The organism is Streptomyces tendae (assembly GCF_014650435.1).
GTDB lineage: Bacteria > Actinomycetota > Actinomycetes > Streptomycetales > Streptomycetaceae > Streptomyces > Streptomyces tendae.
Window position 1 is genome coordinate 1 of the sequence record NZ_BMUY01000036.1, and the last position, 11,146, is coordinate 11,146.

Here is an 11,146-nt window from a genome sequence, read left to right on the forward strand (position 1 = left end):
GAGGCAGGGGAGCAGCCCCAGCCCACTCCGTAAGTGACTCGGAGAAGCCCATGAACACCACCCTCGCCGCCACCGAAGCAGGCGTCAGCATCGACACCGTCCGCACCTGGTGCCGCATCGGAGCCGTCGCCGCCGTCAAGCAGGCCGGCCGCTGGATCATCGACGCCGCTTCCCTCGCCGCCCGCATCGCCGTCGGCAAGATGAAGCGCCCCGCCAAGAAGGTCGTCTACTCCATCGAGACGATGACCGCGATCGGCGGCAACCGCTGGACCAAGGCCGGCCACGACCGGGTCTACCTCAACAACTGGGACGAGTTCGCCGGACTGGAGGTCACCCGCTACAACACCGGGAACATCTCCACCGCCAGCTACCAGGACCAGGGAATCTCCAACTCGCAGGCGTACAAAATCCTCGGCTGCATCGACAAGGTCTGGTTCGACGCCGCCGACGGCAAGCTGCACTGCCGCTACGGCTGGGGCGAGTCCCGCGTCGCCAGCCGCGAAGAGGTCTGGGACGCGGTCGTCGCCGGTGTCCGCGCCGCCATCGCCGCCCTCTGACCCCCATCCCCAAACTTCCCCGAAAGGGCCCCGCGCCATGACCATCAGCATCACCCCGTGCACCGAGCCCGCCGAGCTGTTCCGCCACTACGACGGCCAGAGCGAACCGCAGCCCGCCTACATCGAACTCGATACGCAGGCCGGCACCCTCCTCGCCGACTACGACGCCGAGATCGGTAACGCCGTCCCGGCGTCCGTCTGGCACGGACTGGAGCGCCGCTACCGCATTCCCATCCTCACCGCCGACGCCGCGAACCGCGTCATGCAGGAGATTGTCCCGCTCGCCGAGCGGATCGTCGCCGGCACCGAGGCCGAGTGGGACGGCAACAACACCGTCGCGGTCATGAACGAGGACGCGAAGGCAGCCGAGGAGGAACTGGAGGAGTACCTCGGCTGCAACCTCGGGTACGGCGCGCTGGGCGAGCGCACCCAGGGGTTCCCTGAAAGCGACCTGGTGGGTGTGTGGGACATCGACGGCGCCACGAACGGCTGCGAGGTCGACGAGTACGGCATCACCGCGGACACGACCGACGCCCGGCTGGAGGAGATCGAGCAGGAGATTCTGTCGGCCCTCGCTGGCTGCAACGGGAGCACGGTTGCCGTCTGCCACGGCCTGGACGACTACCTGAAGGGCCTGCGGGACGAGCTGGCGGACGAGGACCCGCTGACCGCGGCTGAGCTGCGGATCGCCCGCGAGTACCTGGGGCTGACCGGCGACAAGATGGCGGAGAAGCTCGGCGTGAACCCGCGGACGCTGCGCTCCTGGGAGCAGGGCCGTGACCCGATCCCGGGCCGTATCCGCCCCGAGGTTGCGGAGATGAAGGCTGCCACCGACGCGGCCGTCGCCAAACTGGTCGCCGGTCTGGAGGACTCGGACGACGACACGTTGATCACCTACCGGACGGATGAGGAGTACAAGGAGGCGATGCGCGGCACCTCCTGGTCGGAGGGCTGGCACGGCTGGTCGGCGTCTTGGCACCGGCAGGTGTGCGCCCGCGTCGCCGCCCCGACCGGCGCCCGCATCTACTACGCGGACCTCGAGGACTCCGAGTGACCTTGCGTCCTTCCCAGCTCCCGAAGGTGCGGCGGCAGACGCTGCGGCACCTTCGGGAGCCGTCGTCGTCCATCCGGTCCGGGGTCAGCGCAGACACCGCGGAAAGCATGGGCGCGCTGGCGTCCGTGCTCGAGGTTGGTGAGCTGTTCTGGGTGCAGCAGGACATGGCCGCGCTCGCCATGCACGCCGGTGAGCAACTGGCTGCTGCACGCTGGGCGACCGCGGACCGGCCGGCCCCGTGTGGGCTGTTGTACTGGCAGGACGGCATCGGTCACATGGAAGCGCAGGGCGTGCAGGTGCCGGTGGAGGCATGCGCGTGGGGCCCGTACCAGGGGGAGCTGCTGGTGTGGCTGCTGATGTCCCGCGACCGGCTGGTAGCCGAGGCCGCGGCAGCTCGTCCTGAGCTGGAGATTGTCGTCGAGAAAGTGCCGCCGCTGATTCCGATCTTTGCGGCGATGATCCCGGTGACGGCGGAGCCGCTGCCGATGGTGGAGCTCGGCTCTGAGGTGCCTCAGCCGGTGTTGGCGGCGTTGGCGTCGGCGTGGTTGTTGATGCAGCAGCCGCTGCTTGTCGACCGCGTTCGGGAGCGGGCGGACAAGCCGACCGTGCGGGCTTATGCGCGGGACGGGCTGCCTTCGCCGGAGGTGACGGTCGTGGATTTGCGGCGCCAGTACACGCCGCAGGACCAGGACCCGGACCAGGAGGGGCCGGGGCGGCATTACAAGCACCGGTGGATCGTGTCGGGGCATTGGCGGGATCAGGCGTATGGGCCGGGCAGGTCGCTGCGTCGGAAGACGTGGGTGCCGTCGTATGTGAAGGGTCCGGAGGGTGCTCCGCTGCTGTCGACGGAGAAGGTCAACGTGTGGCGGCGGTAGCTGCCTGCGGATCTGGGCAGTAGTCGGCCCCGGCCTCCGATGCATGGAGGCCGGGGCCGGCTGTCCCGGGCGCGGTTTGCGGACTGGGCTCGGGCTTGAGGGGCGGGTGCCGACGGGGGACGACATGCACTCGCCCTCGGCAGTCTGACACGCGACACCGACAGACGGGGCCCGTTCAGCGAGGGTCGTCCCCGAACGCGAATGGGCCCGGCAGCGCGCTGGGGGCTTGCTGCCGGGCCCGGCTCACAGTGGGGCGAGTCTCAGCCCCAGGCGGTGTCGAACGGCACCACAGGCGGCAGCGTAGGGCTGGCGGGCGGCTCCGGGTCGCCTTCCCCGGGCGGGTTGCCCCAGGCGGTGTCGTCTTCCATGGCGGGCGCCCCCCACGCGGTGTCCGCCGAGACGGTGGCGGTGTGCAGGGTGATGGCGCCGGTTGCGGCGGCTGTGGTCAGGGCCAGGCCGGCGAGTACCCGGGCGAGGCGTGTTTTCACTCGTTCCCCCTCAGGACGGTGCGGTGGTCGTGGTCGTGGAACGGATAACGGGGCGCCAGCCCCGGGTTCCTGTTCTCCGTGATCCTGCTGCGAATCCCCGGTGCTGAAACGGCTGTGTCTTCTGGCAGTAGACGGGCCGTCAGCATCAGGGAGGATTGGGAGTTCAGGGTGTCGGGGGACGCCCCACACGTAGGGTGTCGTATGAGCGGTGCACTGCTCAACTAGTCGGGTGTGGCGTATATACGCATGGCAGAAGTACGCCACGGCCGGCGGGTTGGGGTAGGGGAGTGCACGGCTGTTCTGGCAGTAGAGAGCGGGGGACGGCGTGGGAGTGGATAGCGACAGGCTGGCGGGGTTGTCGCGTACCGCGGTGCGCTTGTACGGGCAGATCGCGGGCGGGGTCCAGCCGGATGAGTGGGCGCGCGGTCCGGAGCTGGAGGAACTCACGGCGGCGGGTGTGGTGGCGTGTGAGGGGGGCCGGTGGGTGGCGTTGGAGCCGCGGCCGGCGGTGGCCCGGCACACGGCGAACGAGCTGCTGGAGTTGTCGGAGCGGCTTCGTTCGCTGGCGGAACGCCCGACGTTGGCGGATGAGCTGACGGAACTGTTCCAGCGCAGCGCGGTGGGTGGGGCGAGGTCGGTGTTCCTGCCGGATGCGGCTGCGGCGAACGCCTGCATCCAGGACGTGGTGGGGAATGCGCGGGGGGAGATTTTGTCGGCGCAGCCTGGGGGGCCGAGGTCGCGGGAGTTGATGCTGACTGCGATCCGGCGGGATTCGGAGGCGCTGCGGCGGGGTGTGGTGCTGCGGACCCTGTATCGGGACTCGGTGCGGGATCATGAGGTGACGCAGGAGTGGGCGGCGACGATGACCGCCCAGGGAGCCGAGTACCGCACCGTGCATTCGCCGTTCCAGCGGATCATCATTGTGGACCGGGAGCACGCGTTCATCTCCGACTACGTGAAGAGCGCGGATCCGCATTCGGCTTGGCACGTCACGGATCGGGCGGTGGTGGCGGTGATGGCGCGCGTGTATGAGGACATTTGGCGCAGGTCGGTGCCGTGGTCGGGGGAGCCCCGCAACACGTCGGTGCGGCCGGTGGTGGTAGCGGGGCTGAAGACGAGCGCGTTGCAGCGGGAGATCCTGCGGGATTTGTGCGCTGGGCGGGCGCAGAGGTCGACGGCAGCTCGGCTGGGGATGAGCCCCCGCACCCTGTCCCGGCACCTGGATGATCTGAAAGAGGCGTTCCGGGTGCAGACGCTAAACGAGTTGATCTACATGTTCGCGAAGTCGCCGGACAGTGAGGTGGATGACGCGCGGGTGGACGCGGTCAGCCGGCCCGGCGAGACCACCGGGCAGGCCGTCGCCTAACCAACGTCGCCGGACGGGCCCTCTACGGTCCTCTCCCGGTGGGTGGGCCATCCCTTCGCCGCGTTCATGCGGGCGCTGTCGATGTCGATGAGACCGAGCTCCAGGAGGTGGAGGAGCGCCTCACGGACTGCGCCGTCGACGACTTCGGCGAGGGTCAGGTTCTGCGCGTAGGCGCCCTCGGGGCCGACGGCCCATCCGGTGGCGGCGTGTCCGGCGATTCGGTCGAGGCGGTGGAAGTCGCTGTCGGGGCTGGTGTCGATGGGGATGCGGGGCCAGGGGTCGAACATGCGGGTGGGCAGGGGCGGCTTGTTCGGCTGCTCGGTCACGGGTGGGTCCTCTCGGATTCGGTACAGGCTCTGGCGGCTTGGCCCTCCGACCGGCCGGTGGACAGCTCCGCATCGTCGACGCCCTCGTGCTCGCCAGACAGGCAGAGGACGCAGAACTTGGTGTCCGGGCCGGAATGCTTCACACGCTCGGCTGTGGGTTTGCTGTCCCCAAGCTGGCCGCTCATGGCTGCTCCTCCGGTTGCGGGTCGGTGATCGGGGCGAGTTGTTCCCACGTCCATGGGGTGTGGGTGGTGTGTCGACGGTGGCGGCCGCACGCCTTGCAGTGGGCCGGGCGGACCCGCATCGGGACGACCGCATGGAGCGGCTTCAGCCAGTCCCCTTCGGCTTGCAGGTGGTCGCCTCGGTGCTGGCCGCAGCCGTTGTAGTCGCAGATCCAGTAGCCGTCCGACCCGTCGGGTTGGACGGGGCCTTCCCGAAACCAGTGGTCAGTGATCAACGGCGGACGTCTGGTCACGTAGTGGGCTCCTTGTCTTCGAGGGCGTCGAGCGTGGGGCACGGGTGCGGGACGAACGCCACCCACTCCTCCGCTTTGGGGCCCGTGGAGCGGCGTACAGAGCACTCACGGCACCAGGTTTGGCCCATGTGCTGCACCGGCGCGTGAAGGTTCCTGAGGCGCTTCTCCGTGTGCTTCCAGGTGTCGGCGCACACGTGCAGGGCTTCGGCCGCGAGGTATCGGCAGTCCCGGATGGTCTTGATGACGGTGGTCACATCGAATTCGTCGAGGGGCCGGTCCAGGGCGGACCAGACGATGAACTCGACGTGGTCGTCTGGGAACGCCTGGGATGCGAGGTCCCGGCGGGCACGTTCGGCTTCCTTCTGCCAAGCGGCAGCGAGGCGTTCCATGGTGGCGAGGCGCTGTTCGAGGGCGTCGGTGGGGCCGGTGCGTGCTTCGGCTTCCTCGGCGCGCTTGAGGGCGTAGGCGAGCTGAATGCGCAGGTATGGGGCGTTGGCGGCTTCGGACGCGAGGCGTTCGTCTTTGGGGAGTGCGGCGGCCTTGGCGTTGGCGGCTTCTGCGGCCTCGATGTGCCGGTTCGCGTGGCCGGTCATCGGTGCACGTCCGCGGCGAGCTCGTTGAGGGCTGCGTAGTAGTCCTCTTCGCGTCCCTGCTCGTCCTGCTCGAACGCCTCGATGGTGCAGCCGTCCATGGTGCAGGGCCATGGGTCGACGATCCTGCCGACTGGCTGGCCTTCGGGGTCGGTGTGGTCGGGGTCGCGTTCGACGATCTGCTTGCCGTGGGGGCAGTACACGCCCCATTCGGTCTGCTGGTCGGTCACAGTGCCTCCAAGGGTGGCTGGTGGAAGGTGGTGAGGTCGAACGCCATCTGTCCGGGGTCGACCGGGGGCGGGGGCTGGTCGAGGGTTCGGCTGACCAGCTCAAGCTGTCGGCGGATCTTCGCGCGGGCCCGGCGTCGCGGCTTGGTGGGGGTGAGGCCGAGGCGTTGGGCGCAGACGGGGCCGTAGCCGGTGGGGGTGGGGTGTTTGAGGGGCCGACGGCAGCCCTGGCATTCCAGGCGGGCGGTCATGTGTTCGCAAGCTTCAGCAGGACGTCTGCGTGGCAGGGCAGCGGCTCGGGGCACCAGCACATGAGGTCCCGGCCGGCGAGGTCGCGGCGGATCCGTTCCAGGAGCGTCGGGTGGGCGTGGACCCACGTCTCGTACAGCTCCACGGCGAGGGCGTGGGCGTCGCGCTGGTCGTTGGCGGGAACGAAGTCCTTCAGCCCGAGGGGGCGGTGCTGGGTGGCGTGTCCGGCCCATTGGACTGCCCATCCGGTGCCGGTGTTGGTGCGGGTGACGGCCCAGGGGTTCCCGAAGGGAGTGCCGCGGCCGACGTAGGCGGTGCCCTCGCGGGCCTTCCAGCCCTTGGTGCGGCGGCGTTGGATGCGGGTCGGGGTGCTGGTCATGGGTGGGCCTCCCGGTGTCGGGTCTGGGGGCTGGTTCAGGCTCTCTCGGATGTGGGAACGGCGTTCCCCCCTGCCTTTCGGGCCGTGTTGGGTTCGGGTGGGTGCAGGGTGTGGTGTTGGGGGAGCCGGGTGCCAGCCTAACCCATATTCTATGGCGTACGCCATACGTGTGCGGGGGTTGGGGGCGCGAAAAGGCCCCGGCGTGACGACACCGGGGGTTGGTAGCTGCTCCGAATTCTGTAATCGCCTGTCGTCATCCATCGTTTTTCTTCTTGCGTGCCGGGTGTCGGCTGCGCCATGCGTCCAGCTCGGTCGTCGGCCACAGCAGGGTCCGGCCGACCTTCCGGGGCGCCGGGAAGTCGGGGGTGTTCCGGTGGTGGTTGTAGAGCGTCCGCCATGCGATGCCGAGTTGGGCGCAGGCTTCTTCGCTGGTGATCCAGCCTTCAAAGTCGTTCATGCTGTACACTATAGTCACTGAGTGACTGCAACGTGAGGGGGTGTCCAGCGTGAAGAAGTTCCGTCCGCAGTCCGGGTTTGTGGTGCAGGCGTACCGGTACGCGCTGGACCCCAATGCCACCCAGGAGGCCGCGCTGCGCTCGCACTGTGGCGCCGCGCGTGCCGCCTACAACTGGGCCGTCGCATGGGTGACCGCGTCCTGGTGGCAGCGCCGGGCGGAGGAGTCCTACGGCATACCTGAGGCTGCGTTGACAGAATGGCGGCCATGGTCGCTGCCCTCCCTGCGGAAGGCGTTCAACGAGGTCAAGCGGACCGACCCGCGGTTCGCCGCGTGGTGGGAGGACAACTCCAAGGAGGCGTACAACACCGGCCTCGCGAACGCGTCGGCCGCGTTCGACAACTACGCGAAGTCGAAGCGCGGTCAGCGTAAGGGCAAGCGGGCGGGGATGCCTCGCTTCAAGTCGAAGCGGAAGGCCCGTCTGTCGTGCCGGTTCACCACCGGCACGATCCGCGTCGACCAGGATGGTCGTCACGTCACCCTGCCGCGCCTCGGCGCCATGCGAGTACACGAGCGCACCGACGGCCTCCGTGACCGCGTGAGCGCGGGTACGGCAAGGGTCCTGTCTGCGACCGTCCGGCACGAACGTGGACGCTGGTTCGTCGCCTTCCAGGTCGAGGTGAAGCGAGAGATCACCCGCGTCGCCCGCCCCGACGTCGCGGTCGGTATCGACCTCGGCGTGAAGACCCTCGCGGTTATGGCCGACAGCACGGGCGAGATCCGGCAGGTCCCGAACCCGAAGTACTACGACGAAGCCGCCAAGCTGCTGCGCCGCCTGTCCCGTCGTGTCTCGCGCCGTCAGGGCCCGGACCGGCGCACTGGTCAGAAGCCGTCTCGGCGTTGGGAGAAGGCCAACCGCGAGCGGAATCGCGTGCACCATCGCATCGCGAACCTCCGCACCGATGCTCTGCACAAGCTCACCACCGCCGTGCGCGCCGAGGACGGCACGGTCGTTGTCGAGGACCTCAACGTCGCTGGCATGCTCCGCAACCGGCGCCTCGCGCGCCGCATCGCCGACGCCGGCTTCGGCGAGATCCGCCGCCAGATCACCTACAAAGGCCAGCGCAACGCCGCCCGCACGGTCGTCGCGAACCGCTGGTACCCCTCGTCCAAGACCTGCTCGGGCTGTGGCGCGGTGAAAGCCAAACTGCCGCTACATGCCCGAACTTACGAATGCGACGCGTGTGGCCTGGTCATCGACCGGGACGACAACGCCGCACTCAACCTCGCCGCACTCGCGGCAGCCTGCACCACTGGTACCGGAGTGGCCGGAGACCAGGACACCGCCCCGGTGGTGTCGAAGCCTCGTGGAGCCGACCAGAAGACCCGCACCACCCGCCGCAGCCGCAAGGCCACGGCGGGGCGGGCAGGTGGCGCAACCCTGCCGCAGCAGCGGCAGGAAGAAACGAGAGACCGTCCTCAAGCCGAAGCCTTGACGCTTTGGTGATGTGGCGGACCTTCCGGACGGAAACGTCCGGGATGCTGATACCTGGCTATGGGATCAGCAACGGCCTATCCAGCTCTTCCCCTCACCCGGTCCTGCCGTTCCGGGGTCGTGGGGGCGCTTGTTTCGGAGACTCCCCATGTCGCGGGAGCACCCACAGCATGGCCCGCCGGCGCGCACCGTGTTCCCCCCTCCCCGCGGCCACGCCCCTCCCCAGCTACGCGCGGCCCCACACGCCCGCCTGACAGCCCGTGAGGCACCAGACCACCCCTGGGGCCGGATGCCGCCCACCACGCCCCCATGCGCCCCCGCACAGCCCCTCCCCGACCCCGCACGGCCCGGCGCAGCCTCGAACGCATGGGGGACACCACACACGACCGCATGTGCGAAGGCCGCGGGGACGGGACCGCCTGCCCGAACGGCGAAACCGACGTCCTCGTCGACGGGGTGCGCTGCGAGGAATGCCACCACCACTGGAGCTTGGACGACCTCGAGCCGTCCCGCCGCACCGTGGACGACACGGGCCGGACGCGGCCGCACGGGGACCCGCGGGAAGCCGGCCCCGGCACCGCGGCGTAAGGAGGCGGTAGCCGTGCGAGGGAGGCAGGGTTGAAGAACCCCCGCCCGAGACTTGCGAAGACCGGGCCGCACGACTACCGCCGCTCGTGACGCTACGCCCCACCCGGCACGCCTGTCACCCCTTCGACAGCTGCCACTCCACCGGATCGTCGATCACGTCCGGCGCGTACACCACACGCTCCGGCCGGCCCTCCTTCGGGACCTGAAACACGATGTTGCCGCGTACACAGTCCCCGTTCTTCACCTTTGTCTCTTCCGGGTAGAGCGGGCCGGGCAGGTCCGTGCCGGTGATGACGGTGGACTCCACCCGGGAGCCGTCCGCGTAGGCGAGTGACCACGGGAACGGCGTCGCCGGTACGGTCTGGCCGGTGTTGTTGCACATCTTCGCGTCGACGAGTGCCCACTTCTGCCCGTCTTTGAGGAGGCCGGGGATGCTGCTGTGGATGCTGGTGTCTTGGTAGGAGAGGGCGGCGACGGTGAACCTTCCGTTGTCTCCATCGACGTTCGCGGTGTCCCCGACATTGAGTTCCAGCTCTTGCTTGCTGGGGGTGGGCGTCGGTGTGGTGGCCGGGGTGGGGGTGTTGGAGGCCTTGGTGACGGTCGGCTTGTCGTCTCCGCTGTCACTGCTGCCGCATGCGGTCAGCGTGAGGGCCAGGATGGCCAGGACGCCGGTAGTGGTGGTGCGGATGCGCATGAGTCCCCCCAGGACGTGTGTGTCTGAGGGGGGGAATCATGCCAGGGACACCCTGGACGCCGGGAGGGGAACGGTTGAAGGCCCCGGCTGCCGTGGGGCAGGGGTTACCGGGGCCTGGTCAGTGCGCGGCGGGTCAGGCGATGTCGCTGAACAGTGAAGGGCTGAACGGCTCACCAAGCCGGTGCTCGCAAATCCGGGCGTGCGCCTCATCCATCTCGATCCCGACAGCGTTCATGCCTTCGTCGCGGGCGGCGAGGAGGGTGGTACCGGAGCCGGCCGCCCAGTCCAGGACAGTCCCGCCGGGCGGGCAGACGAGGCGGACCAGCCAGCGCATCAGGGAGAGAGGCTTAGGGGTGATGTGTCGCTCCCCGTCGTTGCGGGTGGTGATCCGGGACTCGAAGCGGAAGATCGGGAAGTAGCGGGAAGCGCCACCGGTGTCGCCGTAGGTGACCTGCACGTCTCCGGCCCGGCCGAGGCCGCCATTGCCCATAAAGTGGCCGGGCTTGGTGCGCACGGCACCGGTTCCGCTGGTCCGGATGCCGGATTGCCGGTCGAGTTCGCTGATGGGGCATTCAGTGATACAGGCGCTGTCGGTGCACAGGGGGCTGTGGCCGAGGAGCACGTTGGCGGGCCATCGGCCGGTGTCGGTTCGGCACGCTTCAACGTTGAGGCCCCCAAGGCCTGTCGTTTCGCGGAGGGCGCGTTCGGTTCCGGTGAAGGGGGCGCGGGCTACTGTGATCGGCTCTCGGGCTGGTTTGAGTTGGGTTTTGCTGCCGGGGTAGCCCTGCCCGTAGATCCAGTCGATGCAGTCCCGGATGTGGAATCCGGCGTCCTCGATCGCGACGGCGAGCCGGTGGTGGGTGCGGACGTGTCCGAACGACAGCAGGTGTCCGCCGGGTTTGAGGACGCGCAGGCACTCGGACCACAGGTCGACGTTGAAGGCGATGCCGGTGCGGTCCCAGTCGCGGCTGGCTATGCCGATCTCGTAGGGAGGGTCCACCACGATGGCGTCGATGGACGCTTGGCTGAGGGTGGGCAGGATGTCCAGGCTGTTGCCGTGGTGGAGGGTGACACCGTCGGCCTCGTAGTAGGGGGTGGGCATTCACTCTCCCGGGAGTCGGCTGGGGCGTTGTTCAAGGATGCGGCGGGCGGTGGGGTGGTGTTCCCCCTGCAAGGACGGGCGCTGCCTCGTTCGGAGGGGCTAGAGCAGGCCCTCGGGGTCGGCGAAGAGCGCCGCGGTCCGCGCCCACTCGTGGCGGTCCGCGTGCCCTTCGGGTATGAGGGAGGCGTTACGGAGCGCGGCGATGAGTTGGGCGCGGCGGAGGCCTT

Annotated in this window: 17 protein-coding genes; 6 read left to right on the forward strand and 11 right to left on the reverse strand. The window is 69.1% G+C overall.

All coding sequences use genetic code 11. The annotated features are described in order from the left end of the window. Positions 1 to 50 precede the first annotated feature (50 nt). From IE258_RS39905 to IE258_RS39915, 3 genes are read left to right on the forward strand one after another with little or no spacing between them, the layout of a single operon-like run. Positions 51 to 557 carry a helix-turn-helix domain-containing protein gene (locus IE258_RS39905; protein WP_189750689.1) on the forward strand — a complete coding sequence of 169 codons (507 nt, stop codon included), beginning with the start codon at positions 51 to 53 and terminating at the stop codon, positions 555 to 557. 37 nt (positions 558 to 594) lie between these two features. Continuing rightward, positions 595 to 1,611, forward strand: coding sequence for a helix-turn-helix domain-containing protein (locus IE258_RS39910; RefSeq protein ID WP_189750690.1), 1,017 nt, complete (start codon positions 595 to 597; stop codon positions 1,609 to 1,611). After that, a complete protein-coding gene (locus tag IE258_RS39915) occupies positions 1,608 to 2,486 on the forward strand; it encodes a hypothetical protein (protein ID WP_220451536.1) in 879 nt (292 codons plus the stop codon). Before IE258_RS39910 ends, IE258_RS39915 begins: the two co-directional genes overlap by 4 nt. A gap of 260 nt (positions 2,487 to 2,746) precedes the next feature. Here the strand turns inward: IE258_RS39915 and IE258_RS39920 are convergent, their stop codons facing one another. Further along, positions 2,747 to 2,974 (reverse strand): hypothetical protein, encoded by a 228-nt coding sequence (locus IE258_RS39920; protein ID WP_189750691.1) that lies wholly within the window; start codon positions 2,972 to 2,974, stop codon positions 2,747 to 2,749. Between the two features lie 376 nt (positions 2,975 to 3,350). Here IE258_RS39920 and IE258_RS39925 point away from each other — a divergent pair, with 376 nt between their 5' ends. Next, positions 3,351 to 4,340, forward strand: coding sequence for a hypothetical protein (locus IE258_RS39925; RefSeq protein ID WP_189750692.1), 990 nt, complete (start codon positions 3,351 to 3,353; stop codon positions 4,338 to 4,340). Here IE258_RS39925 and IE258_RS39930 read toward each other — a convergent pair. The 8 genes from IE258_RS39930 to IE258_RS39965 form a co-directional block, all read right to left on the reverse strand. After that, complete coding sequence (locus IE258_RS39930; RefSeq protein WP_189750693.1) at positions 4,337 to 4,666, reverse strand: hypothetical protein; 330 nt, start codon at positions 4,664 to 4,666, stop codon at positions 4,337 to 4,339. The two genes, IE258_RS39925 and IE258_RS39930, sit on opposite strands and share 4 nt — an antisense overlap. Beyond that, complete coding sequence (locus tag IE258_RS39935) at positions 4,663 to 4,851, reverse strand: hypothetical protein (RefSeq protein WP_189750694.1); 189 nt, start codon at positions 4,849 to 4,851, stop codon at positions 4,663 to 4,665. The genes IE258_RS39930 and IE258_RS39935 overlap by 4 nt, the downstream gene beginning before the upstream one ends. Continuing rightward, complete coding sequence (locus IE258_RS39940; protein WP_189750695.1) at positions 4,848 to 5,141, reverse strand: hypothetical protein; 294 nt, start codon at positions 5,139 to 5,141, stop codon at positions 4,848 to 4,850. The genes IE258_RS39935 and IE258_RS39940 overlap by 4 nt, the downstream gene beginning before the upstream one ends. Further along, on the reverse strand, positions 5,138 to 5,734 hold the full coding sequence (locus IE258_RS39945) for a hypothetical protein (RefSeq protein ID WP_189750696.1): 597 nt from the start codon (positions 5,732 to 5,734) through the stop codon (positions 5,138 to 5,140). Before IE258_RS39945 ends, IE258_RS39940 begins: the two co-directional genes overlap by 4 nt. Next, on the reverse strand, positions 5,731 to 5,961 hold the full coding sequence (locus IE258_RS39950) for a hypothetical protein (protein WP_189750697.1): 231 nt from the start codon (positions 5,959 to 5,961) through the stop codon (positions 5,731 to 5,733). The genes IE258_RS39945 and IE258_RS39950 overlap by 4 nt, the downstream gene beginning before the upstream one ends. Then, the gene (locus tag IE258_RS39955; protein ID WP_189750698.1) at positions 5,958 to 6,209 is read right to left on the reverse strand and encodes a hypothetical protein; all 252 of its coding nucleotides are present in this window, start codon (positions 6,207 to 6,209) and stop codon (positions 5,958 to 5,960) included. Before IE258_RS39955 ends, IE258_RS39950 begins: the two co-directional genes overlap by 4 nt. After that, positions 6,206 to 6,586: a DUF4326 domain-containing protein gene (locus tag IE258_RS39960; protein WP_189750699.1), complete on the reverse strand. Its 381-nt coding sequence runs from the start codon at positions 6,584 to 6,586 to the stop codon at positions 6,206 to 6,208. The genes IE258_RS39955 and IE258_RS39960 overlap by 4 nt, the downstream gene beginning before the upstream one ends. Before the next feature lie 253 nt (positions 6,587 to 6,839). Beyond that, positions 6,840 to 7,043 carry a helix-turn-helix transcriptional regulator gene (locus tag IE258_RS39965; RefSeq protein WP_189750700.1) on the reverse strand — a complete coding sequence of 68 codons (204 nt, stop codon included), beginning with the start codon at positions 7,041 to 7,043 and terminating at the stop codon, positions 6,840 to 6,842. A 40-nt stretch (positions 7,044 to 7,083) separates the two neighbouring features. Here IE258_RS39965 and tnpB point away from each other — a divergent pair, with 40 nt between their 5' ends. Both tnpB and IE258_RS39975 read left to right on the forward strand, forming a co-directional pair. Beyond that, a complete protein-coding gene (gene tnpB, locus IE258_RS39970) occupies positions 7,084 to 8,547 on the forward strand; it encodes an IS607 family element RNA-guided endonuclease TnpB (protein ID WP_229892747.1) in 1,464 nt (487 codons plus the stop codon). A 354-nt stretch (positions 8,548 to 8,901) separates the two neighbouring features. Next, positions 8,902 to 9,123 carry a hypothetical protein gene (locus IE258_RS39975; RefSeq protein ID WP_189750701.1) on the forward strand — a complete coding sequence of 74 codons (222 nt, stop codon included), beginning with the start codon at positions 8,902 to 8,904 and terminating at the stop codon, positions 9,121 to 9,123. 115 nt (positions 9,124 to 9,238) lie between these two features. On the opposite strand, the gene IE258_RS39980 is transcribed toward IE258_RS39975, so the two are convergent. Next, positions 9,239 to 9,817, reverse strand: a complete 579-nt coding sequence (locus IE258_RS39980; RefSeq protein ID WP_189750702.1) for a DUF4352 domain-containing protein — start codon at positions 9,815 to 9,817, stop codon at positions 9,239 to 9,241. 133 nt (positions 9,818 to 9,950) lie between these two features. Continuing rightward, complete coding sequence (locus IE258_RS39985; RefSeq protein WP_189750703.1) at positions 9,951 to 10,919, reverse strand: DNA-methyltransferase; 969 nt, start codon at positions 10,917 to 10,919, stop codon at positions 9,951 to 9,953. Positions 10,920 to 11,146 lie beyond the last annotated feature (227 nt).

Bases quoted from the DNA above. Each gene is read 5' to 3' on its own strand.
- IE258_RS39905 (WP_189750689.1), top strand. From the start codon at position 51: ATGAACACCACCCTCGCCGCCACCGAAGCAGGCGTCAGCATCGACACC.
- IE258_RS39910 (WP_189750690.1), top strand. From the start codon at position 595: ATGACCATCAGCATCACCCCGTGCACCGAGCCCGCCGAGCTGTTCCGC.
- IE258_RS39935 (WP_189750694.1), bottom strand. From the start codon at position 4,851: ATGAGCGGCCAGCTTGGGGACAGCAAACCCACAGCCGAGCGTGTGAAG.
- IE258_RS39945 (WP_189750696.1), bottom strand. From the start codon at position 5,734: ATGACCGGCCACGCGAACCGGCACATCGAGGCCGCAGAAGCCGCCAAC.
- IE258_RS39955 (WP_189750698.1), bottom strand. From the start codon at position 6,209: ATGACCGCCCGCCTGGAATGCCAGGGCTGCCGTCGGCCCCTCAAACAC.
- IE258_RS39960 (WP_189750699.1), bottom strand. From the start codon at position 6,586: ATGACCAGCACCCCGACCCGCATCCAACGCCGCCGCACCAAGGGCTGG.
- IE258_RS39965 (WP_189750700.1), bottom strand. From the start codon at position 7,043: ATGAACGACTTTGAAGGCTGGATCACCAGCGAAGAAGCCTGCGCCCAA.
- IE258_RS39975 (WP_189750701.1), top strand. From the start codon at position 8,902: ATGGGGGACACCACACACGACCGCATGTGCGAAGGCCGCGGGGACGGG.
- IE258_RS39980 (WP_189750702.1), bottom strand. From the start codon at position 9,817: ATGCGCATCCGCACCACCACTACCGGCGTCCTGGCCATCCTGGCCCTC.
- IE258_RS39985 (WP_189750703.1), bottom strand. From the start codon at position 10,919: ATGCCCACCCCCTACTACGAGGCCGACGGTGTCACCCTCCACCACGGC.